At 60.8% G+C, this 17,274-nt stretch carries 16 protein-coding genes; 4 read left to right on the top strand and 12 right to left on the bottom strand.

Features of this window, described 5'->3' with window-relative positions:
* Window positions 1–162: 162 nt before the first annotated feature.
* From AC3WKX_RS17620 to AC3WKX_RS17590, 7 genes are all read right to left on the bottom strand, one after another.
* Window positions 163–1,605, bottom strand: a complete 1,443-nt coding sequence (locus AC3WKX_RS17620) for an outer membrane protein transport protein (RefSeq protein WP_008437147.1) — start codon at window positions 1,603–1,605, stop codon at window positions 163–165.
* A 107-nt stretch (window positions 1,606–1,712) separates the two neighbouring features.
* Window positions 1,713–2,207 carry a PraA/PraB family alkane oxidation protein activator gene (locus AC3WKX_RS17615; protein ID WP_146013732.1) on the bottom strand — a complete coding sequence of 165 codons (495 nt, stop codon included), beginning with the start codon at window positions 2,205–2,207 and terminating at the stop codon, window positions 1,713–1,715.
* Between the two features lie 103 nt (window positions 2,208–2,310).
* On the bottom strand, window positions 2,311–2,826 hold the full coding sequence (gene praB, locus AC3WKX_RS17610; RefSeq protein WP_102605504.1) for an alkane oxidation protein activator PraB: 516 nt from the start codon (window positions 2,824–2,826) through the stop codon (window positions 2,311–2,313).
* A gap of 148 nt (window positions 2,827–2,974) precedes the next feature.
* A complete protein-coding gene (gene praB / locus AC3WKX_RS17605) occupies window positions 2,975–3,490 on the bottom strand; it encodes an alkane oxidation protein activator PraB (protein ID WP_008437145.1) in 516 nt (171 codons plus the stop codon).
* Between the two features lie 131 nt (window positions 3,491–3,621).
* Window positions 3,622–4,116: an alkane oxidation protein activator PraA gene (praA, locus tag AC3WKX_RS17600; protein ID WP_102605505.1), complete on the bottom strand. Its 495-nt coding sequence runs from the start codon at window positions 4,114–4,116 to the stop codon at window positions 3,622–3,624.
* 146 nt (window positions 4,117–4,262) lie between these two features.
* On the bottom strand, window positions 4,263–5,543 hold the full coding sequence (locus AC3WKX_RS17595) for an alkane 1-monooxygenase (RefSeq protein WP_102369301.1): 1,281 nt from the start codon (window positions 5,541–5,543) through the stop codon (window positions 4,263–4,265).
* Window positions 5,544–5,861: 318 nt separating this feature from the next.
* On the bottom strand, window positions 5,862–6,860 hold the full coding sequence (locus AC3WKX_RS17590) for an alpha/beta fold hydrolase (protein WP_023658917.1): 999 nt from the start codon (window positions 6,858–6,860) through the stop codon (window positions 5,862–5,864).
* 303 nt (window positions 6,861–7,163) lie between these two features.
* On the opposite strand from AC3WKX_RS17590, the gene AC3WKX_RS17585 reads away from it, so the two are divergent.
* From AC3WKX_RS17585 to AC3WKX_RS17575, 3 genes are read left to right on the top strand one after another with little or no spacing between them, the layout of a single operon-like run.
* Window positions 7,164–8,699: a flavin-containing monooxygenase gene (locus AC3WKX_RS17585; protein WP_003214655.1), complete on the top strand. Its 1,536-nt coding sequence runs from the start codon at window positions 7,164–7,166 to the stop codon at window positions 8,697–8,699.
* Entirely contained in the window at window positions 8,696–9,595 is a 900-nt protein-coding gene (locus tag AC3WKX_RS17580; protein WP_102605506.1) for an SDR family NAD(P)-dependent oxidoreductase, read from the top strand. The genes AC3WKX_RS17585 and AC3WKX_RS17580 overlap by 4 nt, the downstream gene beginning before the upstream one ends.
* Window positions 9,596–9,610: 15 nt before the next feature.
* A complete protein-coding gene (locus AC3WKX_RS17575; RefSeq protein WP_003214649.1) occupies window positions 9,611–10,453 on the top strand; it encodes a metal-dependent hydrolase in 843 nt (280 codons plus the stop codon).
* Window positions 10,454–10,459: 6 nt separating this feature from the next.
* Here the strand turns inward: AC3WKX_RS17575 and AC3WKX_RS17570 are convergent, their stop codons facing one another.
* Both AC3WKX_RS17570 and AC3WKX_RS17565 read right to left on the bottom strand, forming a co-directional pair.
* Window positions 10,460–11,098: a ribonuclease T2 family protein gene (locus tag AC3WKX_RS17570; protein ID WP_003214647.1), complete on the bottom strand. Its 639-nt coding sequence runs from the start codon at window positions 11,096–11,098 to the stop codon at window positions 10,460–10,462.
* A gap of 36 nt (window positions 11,099–11,134) precedes the next feature.
* The gene (locus AC3WKX_RS17565) at window positions 11,135–12,115 is read right to left on the bottom strand and encodes a Gfo/Idh/MocA family protein (RefSeq protein ID WP_087694134.1); all 981 of its coding nucleotides are present in this window, start codon (window positions 12,113–12,115) and stop codon (window positions 11,135–11,137) included.
* Window positions 12,116–12,256: 141 nt separating this feature from the next.
* Here AC3WKX_RS17565 and AC3WKX_RS17560 point away from each other — a divergent pair, with 141 nt between their 5' ends.
* Window positions 12,257–12,619 carry an NUDIX hydrolase gene (locus AC3WKX_RS17560; RefSeq protein WP_032899596.1) on the top strand — a complete coding sequence of 121 codons (363 nt, stop codon included), beginning with the start codon at window positions 12,257–12,259 and terminating at the stop codon, window positions 12,617–12,619.
* Here AC3WKX_RS17560 and AC3WKX_RS17555 read toward each other — a convergent pair.
* Genes AC3WKX_RS17555 through rocD form a run of 3 tightly spaced genes read right to left on the bottom strand, consistent with a single transcriptional unit; the run spans window position 12,616 to window position 17,163 of the window.
* Window positions 12,616–13,329, bottom strand: a complete 714-nt coding sequence (locus AC3WKX_RS17555) for a transporter substrate-binding domain-containing protein (RefSeq protein WP_003214641.1) — start codon at window positions 13,327–13,329, stop codon at window positions 12,616–12,618. The genes AC3WKX_RS17560 and AC3WKX_RS17555 overlap by 4 nt on opposite strands.
* Entirely contained in the window at window positions 13,322–15,973 is a 2,652-nt protein-coding gene (acnA, locus tag AC3WKX_RS17550; RefSeq protein WP_102605507.1) for an aconitate hydratase AcnA, read from the bottom strand. Before acnA ends, AC3WKX_RS17555 begins: the two co-directional genes overlap by 8 nt.
* On the bottom strand, window positions 15,970–17,163 hold the full coding sequence (gene rocD, locus AC3WKX_RS17545) for an ornithine--oxo-acid transaminase (RefSeq protein ID WP_087694138.1): 1,194 nt from the start codon (window positions 17,161–17,163) through the stop codon (window positions 15,970–15,972). Before rocD ends, acnA begins: the two co-directional genes overlap by 4 nt.
* Window positions 17,164–17,274: the final 111 nt, after the last annotated feature.

The following is a 17,274-nucleotide window of genomic DNA, read 5'->3' as shown; positions in this document are numbered from 1 at the left end:
ATTTTGTTTTGAAATTTTTATTTAATGCTTGGACGAAAAAATCAAGGGCTGAGCAAGTCAGCCTGATGGATCAAAGGGAACACGTGAGAAATGCCGGAAGAGCAGCAAGATGCGCTTGCCGCCCTCCTTTATCGGCTAGTCAATTCACTTCACTGCACGCGATCAGAACGCGTAAGTCGCTGATAGGCTGACCACCTCCCCTTTGCTGTCGACCTTGCCATCCAGGCGTGCGCCGCCGAGACGATCGACGTTCTGCGTCTTCAACTTGACCTCTTCCACAAACTGCCGGGAGTACGCACCGTCCAGGGTCAGCCCCGGTATAGCTCTTACGGCGTAGCTCAGCCCCAGGGAAGCAAACCAGCGGTCACCGTCAGGAATACGTGGGTCACGTGTGGAGTTACGGGTTGGAGTCTGGTCATTGGCGACACCGGCACGCACGGTCCAGTCGTCGGTGAGTTTGTAGTCACCGCCCACCGACAGCATCCAGACGTCACGGTACTTGTAGGGAATCGACACGATGGTGCTGCCGTCGGACTTCAGGGTCAGGTCCTTGAACGAAGACCATTGCGTCCACATGGCGCTGACACCCAGGGTGAAGCGGTCATTGAACACGTGCACCCAATCAATCGCGGCATTGGCCGGAATATCCAGCTGGGTTGAGGCGTTGGCGCCATCCGGGTACAGATGCAGGCCCGGGTACGCCTGCTCTACCAGGGTTTTGCCGAAAGCAGGGTTGATATCGGTCATCAGGCTTCTGGAGCCGTCATCGGCATAGATATTGTAGTTACCCTCCAGCTTGTTCTTGATCTTGGCGTGGTAGTTCAGGCCAACAGTATCCTGCAGCGTTGGCTTCCAGACCACGCCGGCAAACCAGCCGACAGAGGTGTTATCTACCTTGACCCGCATCAAGGCATGCCCAACCCCCGAAGGAAAGGGTGCACCGCCCAATCCTGGCGACAAGGCCGCCGCTGCCAGCAGGTCGACGTTCTGGCTGACGAAGCCACTACTGTGCTGCACGATGGCGCCACCACCAATGGAGAACTGGTCGTTGACCTTGAACGACAGCGAGCCCGTCACACCCACCGTTTCGATCTTGGTGTCGACGGCGAAGTCGCGACCCTTCCAGTCCGGGTCCCAGGTACTTTTCATGCCTTGAGGGACAACAGCGCTAAAGCCGAGCGCAAAACGGTCATTGAGCGGAATCACCGCAAAGCCGGTAGGCAGCCAAGCGGTGAAGCCTGCTTCGCCGCCGTTGCCTGTGCGCGGGGTTGAGGTAGGTATACCTGTCAACGGATCAATGACGCTGGAACTGCTCGGATCTCCCTTGTAGTCGTAAGCACTGCCCTTGTACTTGATATTGACGCGGGCGTAGTCGACGGTTTGCTGCACGATAGTGTGATCAATAAATGCCATGGCAGCCGGGTTGTTGTACGCAGCTGAAGGGTCATCCTTGAACAGCGAACCACCACCAAAGGCACGGCCCCAGCCCTGCGCGCCATAGGTCGGGGTAGCAAAACCACCTGCCTGCGCCGGAGCGGTAATCATCAGCCCCCCCAGCAATGCGAGCCCCAATACAGCCTGCACCTGTTGTTTTTTATTATTCATGCGGCACTCCTTATTGTTATCAAACTGAGCCTGCTCGAGCCGGCTCGTCTTGCTGCTTCGTTTGCCCGTTCAGGGGCATATTTCAACCTTTGACCTGATGATCAAGTTCAAGGACTAATCGTGAGGACTGGCGAAGGCTTGAAACTGAATGCCGTGATTCGGCAGCTGTCGCCTACGGTGTGAGGGCTAAGGAGGCTAAAGGTGTTATCAGCAGCACTCCATTGCGTGGTCAACGTACTTGGAGACGCGCACGTGTCGGAGAAGAACTTCTCGGCGAAACCTGAAAGTGTTGCGGTGCTGGCATTCGTCGGTACGAGGGTCCACGGCAGATTAAGCGGCCCGGAAACTCCGCACAGTGCGTTGCCCGTAAAAGTGGCACCGGTGATGGTCGCACTTGAACCGTCGGAAGCGACCTTTCCGGTCAGCGCGACAGTGCAAGGGACGGGTGTCCATACCAAAAGTTTTACTGCGGTAGAGATCGAGCCAGTGGCAGTAAATGCGGCGCCCGCCTGGGCAAACGATGCCGCGTGGGTCATTGAGGATGTGAATGCCAGGCCAAGCAGCAGCGCAGTTAGAGAAATACGTGTGGTAAGGCTTTGCATTGTCTTAGTCCCCAGACTTTTTATTGTTATCCACCGGCTCCGCCGGCATCAGTTACATGGCCAGACACCTCGCCTGAGGCGCAAGCCGATCAAAATTCGTTTATCAAGGATTTATCATCAGGTATGGCATTGCGAAGCGCATCGACACAACTTCACAGCTACCGGGAAGTACCTGATTGATTGCATAAAGATTTAAGCCATCGGTGTTATTGAAGAGAGAAACGCTAATAGTTGCAGGACCGCAGTTAGTACCAGGAATGATTGGCGGAAGGCTCGCCACAGTGAAACTGACATTAGATAATGCGCCGAAAGCACTGGCTGTTGGACTCAATACCCATGGCAAGTTACTGACACGATACATGGCACACAGGGCGTTGCTGCCGGCGATATAAACACTGGTCAGACTTGCCGTGGAACCATCGTGGGATACCCGCCCAACAAACTGGATATTACACGTTACAGGTGTCCTCATCGAAGACGGCGACTTCAGCGTCAGGGTGCCGTTAACGGTGGTAAATGATTGGTCGGCAGGAATGAAAGACGCCGCGTTGGCCATCGAAGCCGCATAAATGCACATTGCAACAGCAGTAGCACCCACGAACGTTTTCAAGCTTTCCATGTTTTTCCACCTGTCTGGTGACGTATTCACCAAGCGCAATGAACGGTGTTGTCAGCCGATCCGTTGGCTGTCCATCCCTGAACAAGCGCCTCTCGCGAGGCGCCTGCCTTCCATCGGGGTGATCAACCCTTTTTACGGAGTACGCCTATCAAGGAATTACCACGGCACCCGGTGCGGTGAGGCTCAGCGACACCACGGTGCAACTGCCGGTCAGCGTCTGGTTGGTTGCAGTGATCGTGCTGGAAGCTGGGCTGGCAGTTGACGCCAGGCCCACGGCAATAGTGGTCGGGCCGCAGTTGGTGGCAGGAATGATTGGCGGTGCACCTGCGATGGTGTAGCCAACGTTGGTCACGGTACCCGCAGTAACGGAGGTAGCCGATAGTTTCCATGGCAGGTTAGTCATCTTGGGCAATGCGCACAGGCTGTTGGAACCCGATACGGTGGCGCTATTGATATTGGCAGTACCATCGGCGTTAACAACACCCTGGAAAAGAATGTTGCAAGTCACTGGCTGCTGAAACGACGACGGCGATTTGACCGTAATGCTGCCGTTAGCGGTGATGCTTGCACCAATAGGGCTGAAAGACGCCGCACTGGCCATCGAAGCAGCACCCATGCAAACAGTCAAAGCAGTCAAAGACACGAGGGTTTTCAAGCTTTTCATTATTTTTCCTCACATGTTATGGCGAGTCATTTCGCCAGGGGTAATGGCCATGATCGAGAGGTCACGGTGAATCTGCAGAACTTCCCTTTCCAGCCAAATTTCAATTCAATTACCGCTACAACATCCCACTGTTACTCAATAACTTTGAAACTCGGCGGCATCTTGATCGACACCGTCTTGATCTTGCAGTCTTCGCCGATAGGCACATTCGACGCTTCCAGCTTGCCGGTGGCGTTATCCCAGGTTCCATCGGCAGTAGAAGGCCCGCACTTACCGCCCAAACCAAAGGCATGCACATCCACGGCGATCTTCGACATCGAGCCGCTCCTGGTATCTTTAGCCACCAATACCCACGGCAAGTTGATGGCTTCGACCCGGCTGCACTTGAGGCCGCCGTCGAACTCAACTTTGTCGACATTTACTGACGCCCCATCCGCCGCCACTTTGCCGGCGACCTTGATGGTGCAATCCGCGCTGATCAGCGCGCCTTTGGAAAAGCTGATGGGGCCCTGGGCAGTAAACGCGCTGCCGGCAGGTTCGATACGGGCGGCCTGGGCCTGGTGGTAAACGATCAGGCCCAGCGCGGCCAATACAATGTGCGTGGTGAACTTGGCAGGGTTTTGCATGGTGTACGTCCTTCCCTTCATTTTATTTTTGTTCGGGTCAAACAACTGTCTTGCAACTAAGCCGTACTCGAAACCGGTAAAGCCTGGGCGATGAAAACCTGCGCGATACACAGATCCCGAGTACGCCCTACAACTGACTGCTTTCGTTAGAAGGGTCTGGTGGTGTTGCTGTACTTCTCCAGGTACTTCAAACGCTGTGAAGGTTGAAGATTGGTCAGGGTGATATCCCCGGCGTAATGATTAAGTACCCGGTGATCCATGCGTCGTCGCCACAAGTACGGCACATACGCCCAGACAATCATGCTGGCATAACCGTATGGGAGTTGCGGCGATTCATCAAAATGACGCAGTGACTGATAACTTCTGGTTGGGTTGGCGTGATGGTCGGAGTGCCGCTGCAGTTGGAACAGAAAGATATTGGTGACAATCCGATTACTGTTCCAGGAATGGCGTGGCGAGCAACGCTCATAACGACCGTTGGGCAACTTCTGGCGTTTCAGGCCGTAGTGCTCGACATAGTTCACCACTTCCAGCAGCGAGAAACCGTAGATGCCCTGGATGATCAGGAATGGAATCACTGCCGCGCCCAGCCAGGCAATCATCGCGCCCCACAACACCACGCTGTACATCCAGGCGCTGAGTACGGCGTTCTTCCAGTGCCAGGCCGGCAGGCCGAGTTTGCGCAGGCGTTCACGCTCCAGGTTCCACGCCGAGCGGGCGCTGAACCATACCGAGCGCGGCAGGAAGGCCCAGAAGCTCTCCCCCAACCGCGAACTGGCCGGGTCTTCCGGGGTGGCGACGCGCACGTGGTGGCCACGGTTGTGTTCGGTGTAGAAGTGCCCGTAGAAGGTCGGCGCCAGGGTGATCTTGGCCAGCACGACTTCCAGCAGGCGCGGCTTGTGCCCCAGCTCATGGGCGGTGTTGATGGCGATGCCGGTGGCGGCGCCAGTGGACATTGCCATGCCCAGGTAGGTGAACCAGCTCACCTGGCCATGCAGCTCGGTGCGCGCAGTGATGAACGCGGCGGTTTTCGCCAGCCAGCTCGACGGGTCCAGGGTGGCGGTGGCATGCAGCAGGCCGCCATTGATAATCCAGTCGATACCGCCTGCGGCCAGCCACCCGGTGACCACCAGGGATGAGATGACAAACAGCACGCCGGTGTAGACGATCCAGCGGTAGTAGCTTTGGGATTCGAGGTTGCTGACGGCGGACTCGGGCGGGTTGCTGACGTCTTCACCCAGCAGGCCGTCGATCAGCGGGATCAGGCCGAAGATCACCAGCACACCGACCCACCACAGTTGTTGCACGCCGGTAGTGATGGCCAGGGCGCCAGAGAGAATTGGGGTTGCCAGGGGCATGATGCCGAGCCACCACAGGTGGCGCTTGCCGTCGGTCCAGACGTTCGGGGCAGCCAGGGTCTGATTCATGGCAGCCTCCGCACGACGCAGGCAGGCAGGGAGCAAAAATCAACACTGGACAGGTACACGGAGCGGTGACTGCCCCGAGAATTCAACCATGCGATAAAAGGCGTTTTTTTCATTATTTTATTCGCTCTTAGGCATTTCAAAAATTGTTTCAAATTAGACATTGAAATAATTTTTTTAAATAAATAGCGCGGAATCGTTAGGTCGTCAACTAGTTTCTTGAACCCTTTTGAACGTGACCGAGCAGTCTCTTTTTCAGCCGTTTGGTCAGGTGTCTAGGGCAAGCATTGACGAGTTCGAACCGCGAGTTCAGTCGCACAATTATTTACTCGCCAACGCAAACGGCGGGTGCAACACCGTGGCGCTTTCCGGCGGCCGGACGCGCTTGGCTATCTGCTCGACCACCGCCGCGACACGCTCGGTGGCCGTGATCGGCAACATATGCCCGCGCCCTTCCACCAGCTGCAGTTTCAGGCCCGGCACCAGGCTGGCCAGGGCCTGCCCGTGTTTGCGGAAATCCAGCACCTTGTCCTGCGCGCCATAAATCAGCCCGATCGGCAACGTCAGCTGCGGGTAGCGCTTGACCATGTCCGGCAGGAAATCGTTGACCAGGTTGATCTCGGTGGAGGCGGCATAGAAGTTCTCGGGCCGCATGCCCAACAAGCCGCCACCACGGGTGGCGAAGTCTTCCGGGGCCGGGTCGGGGGCAAACACGCCCTTGACCACCGAGCCTTTGGTCAGCAATCCGATCGGCATGGTCAGGGTGTGCGACATAAAGCGTCGCAGCCATCCCGGGCGTATCGCCAACGACATAAACACCAGCGGCAGCAGGCGCTGGGGATGGGTCAGGGGCGCCACCAGGATCAATCCGGACACCGCGTGGGGATGGTCCAGTGCCAGTGCCAGGGAGATCGCCCCGCCGAGGGAATGCCCCAGCACCAGCGGCTTATCCAGGTCCAGCGTCTGGATAAAGCTGGCGACTTGCCGGGCCTGGCCAGGCAGGTCCGCGGCCGTGCCGGCATGCCGGGTGGAATAACCCGACCCCGGACGATCCACGGTGATCACTCGAAAGTGCTCACGCAATTGGGCAGACAAGGCGTACGTCAAGTTGCGACTGCTGCCCATCAGCCCGTGGATCATCACCAGCGGTGGGCCCTTGCCCTCGTCTACATAATGAAAGCGCTCGCCGTTGATCTCCAGAAAGCGCCCGTTGATCGGAACAGCAGCTTCTATTCGCCGTGTCATCCGGGCACTGAAGGCCCACAACACTACGCTTAACCCTACACACACACCCGCAGCGACAACCCACTCGACAGCCATAGCTCGGTCCTCTGCATCCCTGCGTTGCTGGCGGCCCGACCGGTATTGGTCAAGGCCTCAGCCATCGTCCACCCTGGACCTTAACTGTGTGCGTACAAGCTCTCGTCCGTCGGATAAGTCGCACATGAGGAACTGGGTCGTAGCCTAGACGATATTTTCAGGTAGATTATTTAAAATCTTTTTTAAAATAAATAATTCAATTTTCCTTTGCAATGGTGTTCTATCTAAAAAGCCAAAACAAAAACAAGGAGCACATCCGATGTCGACACCCGTAAGGCGCCACCGGCCCACGAGGGACAGCCTATGAATGCCCATGACACCATCGACATCGCCATCATCGGTTCCGGATTTGCCGGGCTGTGCATGGCGATCAAACTCAAGGAAGCCGGGTTCCACGACTTCTTTATTGCCGAACAGGCCGATGCTCTCGGCGGCACCTGGCGGGACAACCACTACCCCGGTTGCGCCTGCGACGTGCAATCCCATGTCTATTCGTTTTCCTTTGCGCCCAACCCGGACTGGACCCGGCAATTTGCGCCACAGGCGGAGATTCGCGCCTACCTGGAGCAGTGCGCCCGGCGCTTCGAACTGGCGCCGTTCCTGCGCTTTGGCATGGGCCTGGAGAAGGCGGTATTTGATGAGGCGCAACAGCGCTGGAGCCTGAGCTTCAGCAATGGCCGCCAGGTGAGTGCGCGGGTGCTGGTGTCGGGAATGGGCGGCCTGTCGCGCCCGGCACTGCCGGATATTCCGGGCCTGGACAGCTTCAAGGGCAAGCGCTTCCACTCCCAGCAGTGGGACCACGAGTATTCATTGAAGGGCAAGCGCGTGGCGGTGATCGGCACCGGCGCCAGTGCCATTCAGTTCGTGCCGCAGATTGCGCCGCAGGTGGCCCACCTGGACCTGTTCCAGCGCACCCCGCCGTGGATCATGCCCAAGCCCGACCGGCCGATTTCACGCTTCGAGCGCTGGGCCTTCAAGCACCTGCCGTTCACCCAGCGCCTGGTACGCGGCGCGTTCTATTGGGCACTGGAAGGTCGCGTGGTGGGCTTTGCCCTGCACCCGCGCCTGATGAAAATGGTGCAGAAAATCGCCGTGCGCCACCTGCACAAACAAGTGGCCCGCCCTTCCCTGCGCAAGACCCTGACGCCGGACTACACCATCGGCTGCAAGCGCGTGCTGATCTCCAACGACTACTACCCGGCCCTGTCCCGCAGCAATGTGCAGGTGGTAACCGATAACGTGCTGCGCATCGAGGCCGACGGGGTGATCACCGCCGACGGCATCAAGCACCCGGCCGACTGCCTCATCTTCGGCACCGGCTTCCAGGCCACCGATCCGCTGCCCCGCAACTGCATCATCGGGCGCCACGGCATCGACCTGATGGACACCTGGCAAGACGGCGCCCACGCCTACCTGGGCACCACGGTGCCGGGCTATCCGAACCTGTTCCTGATCGTCGGCCCCAACACCGGGCTGGGGCATAACTCGATGATTCTGATGATCGAGGCCCAGGTCACCTACATCCTCGATGCCCTGCAGCAAATGCAGCGTCATCGCATCGCCACGGTGGACGTCAAGCCGGCGGTGGAACTGGCCTACAACGCCAGGCTGCAGGAAAAACTCAACGGCACCATCTGGTCCACCGGCGGCTGCAAGAGCTGGTACCTGGACCCACGCACCGGCAAGAACACCACGCTGTGGCCCGGCTCCACCTGGCGTTTCAAGCAGGTCACCCGGCATTTCGCCCTCAAGGACTACGTCGCCAGCCTGGTGCCGATACCGTCCACCGCGCGCCCGGCCGCAACGCCCCACACCACCGCAGAAGGGAGCCTGTCATGAAGTCATTCAACGGCCGCGTGGCGGCCATTACCGGCGCCGCTTCCGGCATGGGCCGCGCCTTGGCCCTGGCGTTGGCGCGTGAAGGCTGCCACCTGGCGCTGGCGGATAAAAACAGCCAGGGCCTGGAGCAGACCGTCGCACTGATCAAGGCCCAGGTGCTTGCACCGGTGCTGGTCACCTCGCAGGTGCTGGACGTTTCCGAGCGCCAGGCCGTGGAAGACTGGGCCGCCCGATGCGCCGCCGAACATGGCCAGATCAACCTGATCTTCAACAACGCCGGCGTCGCGCTGTCGAGCACCGTCGAAGGCGTGGACTACACCGACCTGGAATGGATCGTCGGGATCAACTTCTGGGGCGTAGTGTACGGCACCAAGGCCTTTTTGCCGTACCTCAAGGCCAGCGGCGATGGGCATATGGTCAACACTTCCAGCGTGTTCGGCCTGTTCGCCCAGCCGGGCATGAGCGGCTACAACGCCACCAAGTTCGCCGTGCGTGGTTTTACCGAGTCCTTGCGCCAGGAACTCGACCTGCAGAAAAGCGGGGTCTCGGCCACCTGCGTGCACCCTGGCGGGATCCGCACCGACATCTGCCGCAGCAGCCGGATCGACGCCAACATGACCGGCTTCCTGATTCACAGCGAACAGCAGGCCCGGGCCGACTTCGAAAAGCTGTTCATCACCGACGCCGACCAGGCCGCCAAAGTGATCCTGCAAGGCGTACGCAAAAACAAACGCCGCGTGCTGATTGGCCGCGACGCCTATTTTCTGGACCTGCTCGCCCGCTGCCTGCCTGCCGCCTATCAAGCGCTGGTGGTGTTGGCCAGCAAACGCATGGCGCCCAAGCAACGCAATGCGCCCTCGCCCGTCCTTGAAACCAACGAAGAGCACCGTCTCTGAACTGGAGTACCGACCATGCTGCCGATTCGCCGCGACCTCCGTTTTGCCCTGCCGGCCGAACGCATCAAGGACTGGCATGAACAAGGCCCGTTCATTACCCACTTTTTCAACGCACTGTCGTTGCTGTTTCCCCAGGGCGAACTGTTCTTCATGGACAGCGTGCGTCACTACCGCCAGCGCATCGAAGACCCGGAGCTGAAGAAAGAAATCCAGGGCTTCATCGGCCAGGAAGCCATGCACAGCCGCGAGCACGTGGCCTACAACGATCTGCTGCAAGCCGCAGGGCTGCCGGCGAATACCCTCGACCGTCGGCTGAAGATGATCCTCGACGCGCAAAAGAAATACCTGCCCGCCTCCTTCAACCTGGCGGTGACCATTGCCCTGGAGCACTACACCGCGATGCTCGCGGAAATCCTCCTCAGCGACCCGTCGCGGTTCGGGGATTCGGTCAAGGGTTACCAGCAGATGTGGTACTGGCATGCCCTGGAAGAAACCGAGCACAAGGCGGTGGCGTTTGATGTGTGGAACAGCGTGATCAAGCCCGGGCCCAAGCGTTATCTGCTGCGCACTTCCACCATGCTCATCACCACGGGGCTGTTCTGGCTGACGATCCTGGACTTTCACCTGCGCCTGTTGTTTGCCGACCGGCGTTCGGGCGGGCATTTGAAGGGCTTCTGGCGGATGCTCAAGTTTCTGTACGGACCCAAGGGCGTGTTCCCGCGCATGGCGCTGCCCTGGTTGCATTACTTCAAGCCCGGGTTCCATCCCTGGGACCACGACAACCGGGCACGCCTGGCGGGCATTGACCGCCTGGTGGAAGAGATCGAGCAGGCCCATAAAGGTTATGGGCCCGCCTGAGTCCGCTTAGCGCTGGGTCGGGATCCGAATATCGCCATCCCGGCACTGGCTCTTGACGCTGCGCGGGCAGCCGGCAAACGCCAGGTCCTTGGTCAGGCACACCCGCACCTCGGTCAGCACGGCACCCTTGCAGATCACCGCAAGGCCATGGTTGCCCATGGCCGGGTTGCTCTCGCGAAACAGCGCTTCGATGTCCCGCGCGCCCAGGCCGCTTCGGACATTGAAGGGCTCAAGCTGCTGCGGGATCTTGACCACGCTGAGCGCTGCATCGGTCTTGTCCAGGTAAGCCGAAGCCTCAAGGCCGCTGCAGGTGCCGTGCTTGGCCCATTCATGCCTGAGCAGTTTGGGCGACGGGAACAGTGTCCTGCCCCGGGCGAAGTCTGCATCCGACAAGCGCGACTGCGGCTCACACGAAGCCGGCCAGCCGCCCTTCGCGTACTGCGGCCACAGCCCATGCAGGACAAACCCGTAGCCCTTGCCCGAACACTGCTGGTCGTCCGGGTGCGTCAGGCAGAAGGTCGGCGACCAGGACAGCGACAACACATAAAAGTCAAACTCCCCGGCCTGCCCCTGGGCCCGTGGCGCTGCCGTCGCGGCCCCGGCCAACGCCAGGCAAAGCACAATCCAGGCTGCTTTCATTTTCATCCGTTCATTCCTTAAAAAGACAAAATTAAAGCACCGCTAAACCGCCAGGTTGGGGTTACGTTGTAGCACCCGGTCCATGACCCGGTCGGTCTTCAACGCCTCGATCGCCAGTGCCGGGTGTTTGCTCTCGCCGCGAATATGCGCATTCATCCCCAGCACGTGATGCCACTGGATATGTGCATGGTTGGGCACCTCCAGCACCTCGCTGGTCTCGCCCTCAAGCCGCAACGGCGCCTCATCGAACACCGAAAACGTGATGCGGCCCTTGCTGCCGATCATCTCCACCCGGTCTTCGCGCCGGTCGGCGACAAAGTTCCAGCAGCCCATGCCCAGCGCGCCCGAGGCGAACGTCCAGCAGGCGGTGACGGCATCTTCGGCGGCATAGCGCCCCGCCTGGCGCGCGGTAAACCCTGCCACCTCGACGATATCCCCGACCAGGTACTGGAACAGGTCAAAACCGTGGCTGGCCAGGTCGGCAAAATACCCGCCGCCGGCAATCGCCGGGTCGGTGCGCCAGTTGGCACTGCTGGCATCGTCTTCCGAAGGCGGCTTGCACAGGGTCCAGGTCAGGTGACGCAATTCGCCGATGCGCCCGTCCTGCAGCCAGTCCCGCACCTGCTGGAAGCGTGGCAGGGAACGCCGGTAATAGGAGACAAACAGGTGCAGCCCGGCCTGTTCGAAGGTGCGCTGCATCAGCGCGCTTTGCTCGGCATTCAGGGACATGGGCTTCTCGACGCAGCAATGCTTGCCGGCAGCGGCCACCATCAGGCTGTATTCGAGGTGGCTGTCGGGCGGTGTGGCGATGTAGACCGCGTCTACTTCCGGGTCGTCGATCAGCGCCTGGGCGTCAGTGTAGAAACGGGCAATGCCGTGGCGTGCCGCATAATCGCGCACGGCCTCCTCGCGCCGCCCCATCACGGCCACCAGCGCAGAACCTGGCGCTTTGTAGAAGGCGGGTCCACTCTTGAGTTCAGTGACATCGCCACAGCCGATCATGCCCCAGCGTACGGTGTTCATCTGCATCTCCTTCAGGTGAGTTTTTTTCGATGGGGCAGTATCGGTGTTTTCCGGCCCCCTCTCCACCCTGCCGGATAAAGACTGAGCATGACAATTGCATTACACTTTTATGACAATCATCCAACTGCGGGGGCACAGACGATGAAAATAAGGGCCACGGTGATTTGCGAGCACGACGGGCACATCCTGTTCGTGCGTAAAGCCCGCTCGAAATGGGCATTGCCCGGCGGCAAGGTCGAGCGCCATGAGCGCCCGGCAGGTGCTGCCGCACGAGAACTGGAAGAGGAAACCGGGCTGAACGTGGACGGTTTGCTGTTATTGCAGGAGCTGAAGGCCAGCGACACCCTGCACCATGTGTTCGAGGCGTCGGTGGTGAATATCGACGAAGCCCGGCCACTGAGCGAAATCAAGGAATGCCAGTGGCATCCCTACACACGCCTGGAAGACCTGGATACCACCCAGGCCACCCAGCAAATCGTCAAATCCTTCCTGCGCCGTCTCTAAGGCGCCGCCAGTTCCGGGCTTTGCCCGCTGCACAACAACGCCTGTCTTACCAGACCATTGGCTTTCTGCCGTTCGACAAAGGATTTGACGAACGCGGCAGCGGCTGCGTGCGCTACCGGTACCGCGACCGCCTGGCTGATGCTCATGAAGTCATCCTCCAGCAGGCGCCAGCGCTCATCCAGCCGGGTTCGCAGGTAATCCCGAACCCCGGCCGCGGCGTTCAGGCCTTGCTCGATAAACAGGTCTACGGCACCCGCCGAGGTCGGCGCGCGTACGAGTTCGGCATGCTGCACCGTGCGGCTCAGGTACAGGTCATACGCGGCACCCTGGCCGACAGCGATGCGTTGGCCCGGAGCATCGAGTTGGGTCACGCTGCCCAGGGGTGAATCCACCGCCACCAGGTACGTACCCTTGATGATCACGTAGGGCGCGCTGAAGGCGATTTCCTGCTCGCGCACCGGTTCGATGGCCAGGAATGCCACGCGCCAGCGGTCATCGCCCAGCGCGGCGAAGACCTTGCCCGCCGCATCAAAAGTGATCAACTCAAGGTCGACCGCCAATTCATCGGCCAGGGCCCTGGCCAGCGCCACCGACACGCCCTGGGGCTGGCCGTCCTCGCCGCGCTGGGCCAGCACCGGGTTGCCAAAGTTGATGGCAGCTCTGAGCACACCCTCGGGGGCCAGTTGTTGCAGTACCTGCGGGTCAATCATTACGCGCTCCTTGAACGGTTCTTTGCACGGTCTTGCGAATGACGAAGGGCAAGACGCCGCCGTGTTCAAGGTAACCAACCTCCTGCAACGAGTCGAGGCGCAAGGTCAGGGGGGTACGCGTGGTCTCACCGGTGGCGCGGTCAATCTGCAAGGTGATCGGGTTCTCGCCGACCTGCAACGCGTTCAGGCCGAGGAAGCTCAGGGACTCACTGCCGTCGAGGTTCAAGTCCTGCACCGATGCGCCTTCATCGAACACCAGCGGCAACACGCCCATGCCGATCAGGTTACTGCGATGGATTCGCTCGATACTGCGGGCCACCACCACCTTGATCCCCAGCAGGGTCAGGACTTTAGCTGCCCAGTCGCGGCTGGAGCCGGCACCGTAGTTGATCCCGGCGAACAACACGGTGGGTGTACCGGCGTAGCTCTGCGCGGCGAGGTACAGCGGCAGGTAGTCGCTGCGGTCGGCATTCCAGGCCCAGACACCCTGGCGCGGGGGCTGGTCGCAGGACAGCAGATTGTTCAGGCGCGGGTTGGTAAACGCGCCGCGCACCATCACTTCGTGGTTGCTGCGCCGGGTCGAATACTGGTTGAGGTCCGCCAGCGCTTCACCGCGCTCCCGCAGCCAGTGCCCGGCCAGGCTGTCGGCCGGAATCGTGCCAGCCGGGGAGATATGGTCGGTGGTGACGTTATCCCCCAGCACCACCAAAGCCCGGGCGTTGCTGATGGCCAAGGACGCGGCCGGCACCGGCGTTACCCCGGCAAGGTACTGCGGGCGGCGCAGGTAAGTGGAGGCCGGGTGCCAGGCAAACTGCACGCTGGCGTCGGCTTCCAGCGCCTGCCAATGGTGAGTGCCTTGCCACAGCAGTGCCTGGCGCTGGTGAAACAGCGCCGGGCGCACCACCGCCGCCACTTGCGCGGCCACCTCGGCTTCGCTGGGCATCAACTCATGCAGGAACACCGGCTGGCCGTGGGCATCCATCGCCAGCGGCTGGGCCGACAGGTCGGTGTCGATGCTGCCGGCAATCGCATAGGCCACGCACAACGCGGGCGAAGCAAGGTAGCCGGCAGGGACTTTCGGGTTGACCCGGCCTTCGAAATTGCGGTTGCCCGAGAGCACCACCACGCCTTTCAAGCCCTGCTCGGCGAACGTCTCGACATGGCGTTCGAGGCTGCCGGAATTACCGATGCAGGTCATGCAGCCAAAGCCCGCCAGGTCGAAACCCAGCGCGGCGAAATCCTCCAGCAAGCCGGCGGCTTCCAGGTAATCGGCCACCACCCGTGAGCCTGGCGACAGCGACGTCTTGACCCACGGTTTGCGCGTCAGCCCACGGGCGCGGGCGTTACGGGCGAAGAGCCCGGCCTGGATCATCTGCGCCGGGTTGGCGGTGTTGGTGCAACTGGTGATGGCCGACATCACCACCGCGCCATGGGTGATCGGCACCTGGAATGACGGCTCGAAGAAATCCTGCTTTTGCGCGCATACATGCTGATGAAACGACGCCCCGGCCTGGGCCAGGGACTGGCGCTGATGGGGCTGATGCGGGCCGGCGACACTCGGTTCAACCTGCGCCAGATCCAGCTCGATCAACTCATCGAACACCGGCTCGGGATCGTCGTCCCGGCGCCACAGAGATTGCGCCGACATGTAGGCCGAGACCTTGTTGATCAAGGCCTGCGGGCGCGCACTCAGGGTCAGGTACGCCAGCGTCTCGTCATCAAACGGGAAAAACACCACGGTCGCACCGTATTCCGGCGCCATGTTCGCCACGGTGCCCCGCGCCGCCCAACTCAGGGACGCCAGGCCCGGTCCGGTGAACTCGACAAACTTGCCGACCATGCTGCGCCGGCGCAGCAGTTCAGTCACCGTCAGTGCCAGGTCAGTGGCCGTCACGCCGTCGCGCAACGCATTGGTGACGCGAATGCCCACCACCTGCGGATAAGGAATCGGCACCGGTTCGCCGAGCATCGCCGCCTGCCCTTCCAGCCCGCCAACGCCCCAGCCCAGCACGCCGATGGCATTGATCATCGGCGTGTGGCTGTCGGTGGCGACCATGCAGTCGGGGTGCAACAGCACGTGGCCGTTGCGCGGCGCGCTTTCCCACACCACCTGGGCGATGGACTCCATGTTCATCTGGTGGATGATCCCGGTGCCCGGCGGGATCACCTTGAAGTTATCCAGGCTGGCCTGGGCCCACTTGATAAAACGGTAGCGCTCGCTGTTGCGGCGAAAATCGATGTCCAGGTTGGCATCCACCGCGCCCGCCTCGGCGTAGTGCTCGACGATCACCGAATGGTCGATGGTCAGCACCGCCGGGATCGAGGGGTTCACCGCCCGGGGATCACCGCCCAGTTCGGCCACCACATCGCGCATGCCGGCGAAATCCGCCAGGGCCGGCAGGCACGTGGTGTCGTGGAACATCAGCCGGTTGGGCTGGAACGGCACCTCGCAATCCGGCCCTTCGCCGATGGCCCGCGCCACTACCTGTGGCAACGAAGCCGGGGCGCAGCGGGCAATGTTTTCCAGGAGGATGCGCACGGAATACGGCAGGCGCTGCAGTTGCGCCGGGGTCAGCAACTGGTGCAGGTCGATCCAGGCAAAGCGCTGGCCGTCGATGTCGAGGTGACTGAGATACTCACTCATAGCTGTTTGAATACCCGCTCGATACGCTCAAGGCCCCAGTCCAGTTCTTCGCGGGTAATGGACAACGGCGGTGCGATGCGCAGTACGTTTTCGTGGGTTTCCTTGGTCAGCAGCCCTTCGGCCAGCAGCGCTTCGCAGATGGGCCGCGCATCGCGGTCCAGTTCCACGCCGACCCACAAGCCACGCCCGCGAATCTCGCGGATGGCCGGCGAGTGCATGGCCTTCAGGCGCTCCACCAGGTAGTGGCCCAGTTGCGCGCTGTTATCGATCAAGCCCTCCTCTTCCAGCACCTTCAACGCTTCCAGGCCAATGGCCGCCGCCAACGGGTTGCCGCCGAAGGTCGAGCCGTGGCTGCCGGCGTCGAACAGGTCCATGATCGAATGATCAGCGACGAACGCCGATACCGGCATGATCCCGCCGCCCAGGGCTTTGCCGAGGATCAATGCATCGGGGCGAATGCCTTCGTGCTGGAAGGCAAACCACTTGCCGGTACGGCCCAGGCCGGACTGGATCTCATCGAGGATCAGCAAGGTGTTAGTCTGGTCGCACAGCTGGCGCAGTTCCCGCAGGAAACCCGCGGGCGGCACGCGAATGCCGGCCTCGCCCTGGATCGGCTCGATCAGCACCGCGCAGGTGTCGGCGGTAATGGCCTGGCGGAAACTCTCGATGTCACCGAAGCGCGCCTCGGTGAAACCGTTGCAGAATGGGCCGAAGTCGGCCTTGTAGTCCGCCTCCGACGAGAAGCCGACGATGGTCGAGGTGCGGCCGTGGAAATTGTTGTCGGCCACCACGATGTTGGCCTGATTGGCCGGGATGCCCTTGATCCGGTAGCCCCAGCGTCGCGCCGCCTTGATCGCGGTTTCCACAGCTTCGGCGCCACTGTTCATCGGCAGGGCCGAGTCGAAGCCCGTGATGCGGCACAAGGTCTTGAGGAAGTTGCCCAAGGGTTCGCTGTAGAACGCCCGGGACACCACGCTGATCTTATCGATCTGCGCCACGGCGGCGGCGCGGATGCGCGGGTGGACATGGCCGTGGCTGACGGCGGAATAGGCCGACATCATGTCCAGGTAGCGCTTGTCATCATCGCCAATGGCCCAGACGCCCTCGCCCTTGACGATCACCACCGGCAAGGGGGAATAGTTGTGGGCGCAGAATTGGTTTTCGAGGGTGATTGCCGGGTTGGGGTGCATGGTGGGGATGTCCTGCCGAATAAATAATGAATGAACAACAAAGACCCAATGTGGGAGCGGGCTTGCTCGCGAATGCGGAGGGTCAGCCAACATCTCCGGCGACTGACCCTC

Source organism: Pseudomonas sp. GP01-A4 (genome assembly GCF_058780865.1).
The sequence above is the reverse complement of the archived record's forward strand: the minus strand, read 5'-3'. Positions and strand labels throughout refer to the sequence as shown.

Excerpts from the sequence above, each read along its gene's own strand:
- AC3WKX_RS17620 (WP_008437147.1), bottom strand. The coding sequence starts at position 1,605 with ATGAATAATAAAAAACAACAGGTGCAGGCTGTATTGGGGCTCGCATTG.
- AC3WKX_RS17615 (WP_146013732.1), bottom strand. The coding sequence starts at position 2,207 with ATGCAAAGCCTTACCACACGTATTTCTCTAACTGCGCTGCTGCTTGGC.
- praB (WP_102605504.1), bottom strand. The coding sequence starts at position 2,826 with ATGGAAAGCTTGAAAACGTTCGTGGGTGCTACTGCTGTTGCAATGTGC.
- praB (WP_008437145.1), bottom strand. The coding sequence starts at position 3,490 with ATGAAAAGCTTGAAAACCCTCGTGTCTTTGACTGCTTTGACTGTTTGC.
- praA (WP_102605505.1), bottom strand. The coding sequence starts at position 4,116 with ATGCAAAACCCTGCCAAGTTCACCACGCACATTGTATTGGCCGCGCTG.
- AC3WKX_RS17595 (WP_102369301.1), bottom strand. The coding sequence starts at position 5,543 with ATGAATCAGACCCTGGCTGCCCCGAACGTCTGGACCGACGGCAAGCGC.
- AC3WKX_RS17590 (WP_023658917.1), bottom strand. The coding sequence starts at position 6,860 with ATGGCTGTCGAGTGGGTTGTCGCTGCGGGTGTGTGTGTAGGGTTAAGC.
- AC3WKX_RS17585 (WP_003214655.1), top strand. The coding sequence starts at position 7,164 with ATGAATGCCCATGACACCATCGACATCGCCATCATCGGTTCCGGATTT.
- AC3WKX_RS17580 (WP_102605506.1), top strand. The coding sequence starts at position 8,696 with ATGAAGTCATTCAACGGCCGCGTGGCGGCCATTACCGGCGCCGCTTCC.
- AC3WKX_RS17575 (WP_003214649.1), top strand. The coding sequence starts at position 9,611 with ATGCTGCCGATTCGCCGCGACCTCCGTTTTGCCCTGCCGGCCGAACGC.
- AC3WKX_RS17570 (WP_003214647.1), bottom strand. The coding sequence starts at position 11,098 with ATGAAAATGAAAGCAGCCTGGATTGTGCTTTGCCTGGCGTTGGCCGGG.
- AC3WKX_RS17565 (WP_087694134.1), bottom strand. The coding sequence starts at position 12,115 with ATGAACACCGTACGCTGGGGCATGATCGGCTGTGGCGATGTCACTGAA.
- AC3WKX_RS17560 (WP_032899596.1), top strand. The coding sequence starts at position 12,257 with ATGAAAATAAGGGCCACGGTGATTTGCGAGCACGACGGGCACATCCTG.
- AC3WKX_RS17555 (WP_003214641.1), bottom strand. The coding sequence starts at position 13,329 with ATGATTGACCCGCAGGTACTGCAACAACTGGCCCCCGAGGGTGTGCTC.
- acnA (WP_102605507.1), bottom strand. The coding sequence starts at position 15,973 with ATGAGTGAGTATCTCAGTCACCTCGACATCGACGGCCAGCGCTTTGCC.
- rocD (WP_087694138.1), bottom strand. The coding sequence starts at position 17,163 with ATGCACCCCAACCCGGCAATCACCCTCGAAAACCAATTCTGCGCCCAC.